6 protein-coding genes are annotated in these 6,433 nt (G+C 70.5%); 1 reads left to right on the top strand and 5 read right to left on the bottom strand.

What is annotated here, in order from left to right; all coding sequences use genetic code 11:
• Positions 1–160 precede the first annotated feature (160 nt).
• Together purH and purN are read right to left on the bottom strand one after the other, a co-directional pair.
• Positions 161–1,756 (bottom strand): bifunctional phosphoribosylaminoimidazolecarboxamide formyltransferase/IMP cyclohydrolase, encoded by a 1,596-nt coding sequence (gene purH, locus OO014_RS18560; RefSeq protein ID WP_272463814.1) that lies wholly within the window; start codon positions 1,754–1,756, stop codon positions 161–163.
• 215 nt (positions 1,757–1,971) lie between these two features.
• Positions 1,972–2,589, bottom strand: a complete 618-nt coding sequence (gene purN / locus OO014_RS18555; RefSeq protein WP_272463813.1) for a phosphoribosylglycinamide formyltransferase — start codon at positions 2,587–2,589, stop codon at positions 1,972–1,974.
• Between the two features lie 63 nt (positions 2,590–2,652).
• On the opposite strand from purN, the gene OO014_RS18550 reads away from it, so the two are divergent.
• Positions 2,653–3,051 carry a hypothetical protein gene (locus OO014_RS18550; protein WP_272463812.1) on the top strand — a complete coding sequence of 133 codons (399 nt, stop codon included), beginning with the start codon at positions 2,653–2,655 and terminating at the stop codon, positions 3,049–3,051.
• A gap of 25 nt (positions 3,052–3,076) precedes the next feature.
• Here OO014_RS18550 and OO014_RS18545 read toward each other — a convergent pair whose 3' ends face one another.
• From OO014_RS18545 to OO014_RS18535, 3 genes are all read right to left on the bottom strand, one after another.
• Complete coding sequence (locus OO014_RS18545; protein WP_272463811.1) at positions 3,077–4,447, bottom strand: DUF6350 family protein; 1,371 nt, start codon at positions 4,445–4,447, stop codon at positions 3,077–3,079.
• 271 nt (positions 4,448–4,718) lie between these two features.
• Positions 4,719–5,612 (bottom strand): succinate--CoA ligase subunit alpha, encoded by an 894-nt coding sequence (sucD, locus tag OO014_RS18540; protein WP_272463810.1) that lies wholly within the window; start codon positions 5,610–5,612, stop codon positions 4,719–4,721.
• Between the two features lie 31 nt (positions 5,613–5,643).
• A partial coding sequence (locus OO014_RS18535; RefSeq protein WP_272463809.1) for an ATP-grasp domain-containing protein occupies positions 5,644–6,433 on the bottom strand: 790 nt, incomplete at its 5' end.

Raw genomic sequence — 6,433 nt, 5'->3', positions numbered from 1 at the left:
GGCGGGCCGGTAGCCGCGATCGTGGACCTCGGCGAGGGCGAGCCGACGGGCTACCGCTGGACCCGTTGATCAATCGAAAGAGCAGTTCGCGACATCGAAGGATGTCGCGAACTGCTCTTTCGATCGGTCGGGGGTGTCGCGAACTGCTCTTTCGATGGGGTCAGTGGGCGAAGTGGCGGGTGCCCGTGAAGTACATCGTCACGCCCGCGGCCTGCGCCGCCTCGATGACCTCGGCGTCGCGCACCGATCCACCCGGCGCCACGACCGCACGCACGCCGGCGTCCAGCAGGATCTGCAGCCCATCGGCGAAGGGGAAGAACGCGTCCGATGCGGCCACCGAGCCACGTGCCCGCTCCTCGCCGGCACGACGCACGGCGAGGTAGCACGAGTCAACCCGGTTGACCTGGCCCATCCCGATCCCGACGGCGGCCCCGTGGTCGGCGAGGAGGATCGCGTTGGAACGCACCCCGCGGATCGCGCGCCACGCGAACTGCAGGTCGGCCAGCGTCGCCTCGTCGGCCGCCTCACCCGACACGAGTCGCCACGACGCCGCGTCGTCGCCACCGGTCACGGTGCCGGCCTCGTCGCGCACGACGGCGTCGACCCGGTCGGCGCTCTGCATGAGCAGGCCGCCAGAGATCGGGCGCGTCTCCAGCGCAGCATGGTCGACGGCCAGCTCGGCCGGGAGTCGCAGGATGCGGATGTTCTTCTTGCCCTGGAGGATCGCCAGCGCCTCGGGCTCGAAATCTGGTGCCACGATGACCTCGGTGAAGACGTCCTTGACCAGGTCTGCCATGGCCACGGTCACGGTCCGGTTGGCCGCGATGATGCCCCCGAAGGCGGAGATCGGGTCGGTCGCGTGCGCGCGCTCGTAGGCCTCCTCGATCGTCGCGCCGACCGCGACACCGCAGGGGTTGGCGTGCTTGATGATCGCCACGGTCGGCTGGTCGCCGTGGTCATGGGCGGCGCGCACCGCGGCGTCGGTGTCGACGTAGTTGTTGTAGGACATCTCCTTGCCGTGCAGCTGCTCGGCGGACGCCACGCCGGGCGTGCCGCTGCGGTAGAGCGCCGCCTGCTGGTGCGGGTTCTCGCCGTAGCGCAGCGTCGCCGCGAGCGCGTAGTCACCGCCGGTCCACGCCGGGAAGCCGGCCTCGCCCGCGTCCGCGTAGCCCTGCATCCAGCCGGCCACCGCGTTGTCGTAGCTCGCCGTGTGGACGAATGCCTCCGCCGCGAGCCGCTTGCGCTGGGCGAGCGTGAACCCGCCCGCTCCCAGCGCCTCCGAGACGAGGCCGTATGCCGCTGGGCTCGTCACGATCGCGACGCTCGGGTGGTTCTTGGCTGCGGCCCGCACCATGGAGGGCCCGCCGATGTCGATCTGCTCGACGCACTCGTCGTCGCCGGCACCCGAGGCGACGGTCTCGCGGAAGGGGTAGAGGTTGACGACGACGAGCTCGAAGGCCTCGACACCGAGATCGGCGAGCTGCTCGAGGTGGTCCGCCTTGCGGGTGTCGGCGAGGATGCCGGCGTGGACCTTCGGGTGGAGCGTCTTGACGCGACCCTCGAGGCACTCGGGGAAGCCGGTGAGCTCCTCGACCGGGGTGACGGCGATGCCGAGCGCCGCGATGGTCTTTGCGGTGGAGCCGGTTGAGACGATCGACACCCCGGCCGCGTCGAGGGCCCGGGCCAGGTCCTCCAGACCGGTCTTGTCGTACACGGAGATGAGTGCGCGCTTGATCGGGCGGCGACCGTCGGACATGAGGGGCTCCTCCACAGGTAGGTCCGGTTACCAGGAGCACCCAGGCGGGCGATGCTCCGACGGTTCACTCCCTGGTGGTTCCCCACCTGCGCCAGTCGTGTGAAGCCAGCCTACCGTCAATCGAAAGAGCAGTTCGCGACATGCGCGCTGGGGAACACCCGGGCGGGAGGTGTCGCGAACTGCTCTTTCGATTGGTCAGTGGCTCTTTCGATTGGTCAGCGGCCGACGTGGACCCGGCGGCCGTCCACGGTGAAGCCTTCCCGTGCCAACCGGCCGACGACGTCGACCAGCATCTCCCGCTCCTGCACCTTGATGCGCTCGTGGAGCGATTCCTCCGTGTCGTCGTCCGCGACCGCGACCGCACGCTGCTCGATGATCGGACCCGTGTCGACCCCTGCGTCGACGACGTGGCAGGTCGTCCCGGTCACCTTGACGCCATGGGCGAGAGCCTCCCGAACGCCGTGCGCGCCCGGGAAGCTCGGGAGCAGGGCCGGATGCGTGTTGATGACGGTCTGCTCGGCGAGGACCCGAGCACCGAGGATCCGCATGAACCCCGCCGACACGACGAACCGAGGTGCCAGCCCGGCGAGTCGCTCAGCCAGCGCCACGTCCCACTGCGCCCGCGACGTGAACTCAGCTGGACGGCATACGAACGTCTCGATCCCGGCGCGCTCGGCCCGCTCGATCCCGAGACAGGGACGATCGGCGCCGACGGCCGCGATCCGCACGCCGTAGGCGGGGTCGGCAGCGGCGTCGATGAGAGCCTGCAGCAGGGTGCCGGACCCCGAGACGAGCACGACGATGTCGACAGGAGCGGGTGCCTCGGACGTCACCCGCGGAGTCTAGCGAGCGCCCCCACCGGCCGGGCCCGCGCCGCCATGGGTGAGGATGGGGCCATGAGCACCCCGGACCAGCGACAGGACTTCGCCTTCGCCCGCGAGAAGGCCAGGCGCACCTTCCCGGTCACGCTTCTCGTGCTGCTCGGCATCATCGCCATGTACTTGCCGCTGCCGAAGCGGTTCGTCGCCGTGCTTCCTCTGGTCCTGGCTGCGGCCCTCACGGTCCGGCTGCTCCGCTTCCTCTCCACCCGCCGGGGCCGCGAGAAGGTGTGGCCGGCCATCACCCTCGGCATCGTCGGGCTGATGCTCTCGACGTTGGCGATGCAGGCCGTCTACTACGACGACATCAGCGCCTACGAGCAGTGCATCTCCTCTGCCCAGACCCAGCAGGCCCGCGGGGCGTGCGAGGACCTGCGCGAGCAGGGGCCCTTCGGCGCGCGGCTGCTGTTGCAGTAGCCACCACCTGCCCGCCGCGTCGGGGTCACGGTCGGGCGATGTCGGATCCCTCGCCGGACGGTTGTCCGGCCTCGTCGGCGGGCTCCTGCGGCGCGGCGACATCTGCGTCGGCGGACTCGGCGGACTCAGCGGACTCGGCGGACTCAGCCAGGTCTTCTGCGTGGAGGACCGACTCACTGGAGGAGTCGGTGACGGTCTCGGCACGCTGGCGCCACACACACCAAGCCGACCAGGCCAGTGCACCCCCGCACACCTCGAGCAGGAGCGCCCCGACCATCGGCGCCACCGACGGCCCGACCGCAGCCAGTCGCTCGCTGCCCACCGACCCGTTGCCGAGCCCCGTCAACACACCGACCACCGCGACCGCGAGGGCTGCCGCCGTGGCGGTCGCCCACAGGCGCGCCCGCACGTTGCCGAAGAACTCGACGTCACGGTCCAGCCACCGCCCGATGAACGCCCCGGCGGCAATCGGCACCACGAGGACGATGAACAGGATGGGCGGGTAGTCCGCCTCCTCGGGCAATGCTCCGAGGATCGGCACGAGGGGCATCAGACCCGGCTCGGCGGCCGCGGGTGAGATCACGGAGTCGATGGCCACGGAGAAGCCGGGGCCGGCCAGGAAGGCGAGCGCCCACGTCGCCGCGTTGCCCAGGAGCATGACCTGAAGCAGGACGATGACGGCCCCCTCCAGCAGGTTGAGGCCATAGTCCTCGTGGATCCGCAGCACGTCCGGTGCACTGACCAGCACAGCCAGCACGACCAGGACGAGCCCGAGGAGGAAAAGCATCGCCGCGCCGCGCCAGCCCGCCCGCCAGGCGAACGGCAGCCAGCTCGGGCCGCGGAGGAACCAGGCCCGCACGAACCCCGGCGCCTCGGGGTCCGTCGGTCGCACCAGCAGGTGGCCCAGCGCCAGGAGCGGGACCCACAGCGTGCCCGCCACCGCAGCCACCCCCGGCGCGACCGGTGCGCCAAGGGTCAGCAACGAGAAGACGGCACCCGCGCCGACGTAGCCGACCAGGAAGCCCGGCACGACTCCGCGCTGTGCGACCTGGCTCCACTCCGACGTCGCGACGACGGCTCGTTCATTCGCGATGAGCCGCCGAGCCCACCGGCCGGCGACGTAGACGAACAGGAGGAAGAGGAGCAACGGCGTCAAGGAGACCGTCACACCGCTCCCACCGATCGACTGTCCATGGCCCGAGAACCAGATGGCGGCCCCGACCTGCACGGCCGAGAACCACCCGAGCGTTCCCACCGGTGCCGCCAGCCAGCCCACGAGGGCAGGGAGGACGACGATGGCCAACGTGCCCGTCGCCGCCAGGGCGCCGGCCCGGATCGCCGCTGACCGGGCGCGCGAGGTGGCAAGGGCGGTGCGGGAACGGGACAGCTGACTCACTCCAGACGGGACCACTCGGGATCGACTCCCCCATGGTCACAAGGCGCCCGGTCCAGCGCGAGCACCCACGCCGACGCAACACACCTTCTGTTCCCGTGCCACCCCCATCTGCGGGCGGCCCCTGCACGCGGCACGAGGGTGCGTTGCGGCGGGAGAGGGCGGGAGGGCTGGGAGGCACGCCGCCCGCGGGAGCAAGCCCAGCGGCATACGGCCGGGACAGCGAAGGCGGCCACCCCGGGAGGGAGTGGCCGCCTTCGACGACTGCGGGAGCCTACTTGCCCAGGCCCTGCATGATCTCGCGCATCAGACCAGCCGTCTCGGACGGCGTCTTGCCGACCTTGACGCCGGCGGCCTCGAGGGCCTCCTTCTTGGCCTGCGCCGTGCCGGACGAGCCGGACACGATCGCGCCGGCGTGGCCCATCGTCTTGCCCTCGGGGGCGGTGAAGCCGGCGACGTAGCCGACGACCGGCTTCGTCACGTGGTCCTTGATGTAGGCCGCCGCGCGCTCCTCGGCGTCGCCGCCGATCTCGCCGATCATGACGATCGCGTCGGTGTCGGGGTCGTTCTGGAACGCCTCGAGGCAGTCGATGTGCGTCGTCCCGATGATCGGGTCGCCACCGATGCCGACCGCGGTGGAGAAGCCGAAGTCCCGCAGCTCGTACATCATCTGGTAGGTCAGCGTGCCCGACTTCGAGACGAGGCCGATCCGGCCGCCGCCAGAGATGTCCGCCGGGATGATGCCGGCGTTGGAGACGCCCGGCGTGATGAGGCCGGGGCAGTTCGGGCCGATGATGCGGGTCGTGCCCTTGGACTGGGCGTAGTTGAAGAACTCCGCCGTGTCCTTGACGGCGACACCCTCGGTGATGACGACCGCCAGCGGGATCTCGGCGTCGACGGCCTCGACCGCGGCAGCCTTGGTGAACTGCGCCGGGACGAAGATGACGGACACGTTGGCGCCCGTGGCCTCGATGGCCTCCTGGACGGTGCCGAAGACGGGCACCGACACGCCACCCTCGAAGTCGACGCTGGTGCCGGCCTTGCGCGGGTTGACGCCGCCGACGATGTTGGTGCCGGACTTGAGCATGCGCTGCGTGTGCTTCATGCCCTCGGAGCCGGTCATGCCCTGGACGATGACCTTGGAGTCAGCGTTGAGGAAAATTGCCATGGTTCGTCTGCCTCTTTCGGAAGTCTCAGGGTCAGTTCGCGGCCGCAGCCAGCTCGGCGGCCTTGCGGGCCGCGCCGTCCATGGTCTCTTCGATGATCACGCGCGGGTGGTTGCGCTCGGCAAGGATGCGGCGCCCCTCCTCGACGTTGTTGCCGTCGAGACGGACCACGAGCGGCCGGTCCTCCTCTGCACCGAGGGCGTCGAGCGCGCCGACGATGCCGTTGGCGACGGCGTCACACGCGGTGATGCCACCGAAGACGTTGACGAAGACGCTCTTGACCTGGGGGTCGGACAGGATGATGTGCAGGCCGTTGGCCATCACCTCGGCGGAGGCGCCGCCACCGATGTCGAGGAAGTTCGCCGGCTTCTGGCCGCCGAACTCCTCACCGGCGTAGGCGACCACGTCGAGCGTGCTCATGACGAGGCCGGCGCCGTTGCCGATGATGCCGACGGAGCCCTCGAGCCGGACGTAGTTGAGGTCCTTCGCCTTGGCCTCGGCCTCGAACGGGTCGGCGGCGGACTTGTCCTCGAGCGCCTCGTGGTCGGGGTGGCGGAAGCCGGCGTTGGCGTCGAGGCTGACCTTGCCGTCGAGCGCGATGATCTCGCCGTCCTCGGTCTTGACGAGCGGGTTGACCTCGACGAGCGTCGCGTCCTCGTCGCGGTAGACCTCCCACAGGCGGCCGAGCACCGGGACGATCTTGGCGGCCGTGTCGGCGTCGAAGCCGGCCGCGTCGACGATCTCCTGGGCCTTGGCCTCGTCGATGCCGACATTGGGGTCGACGGCGATCTTCGCGAGCGCCTCGGGCCGCTCCACGGCGAGC

This window comes from Intrasporangium calvum, assembly GCF_028446585.1.
GTDB lineage: Bacteria > Actinomycetota > Actinomycetes > Actinomycetales > Dermatophilaceae > Intrasporangium > Intrasporangium calvum_A.
The sequence above is the reverse complement of the archived record's forward strand: the minus strand, read 5'-3'. Positions and strand labels throughout refer to the sequence as shown.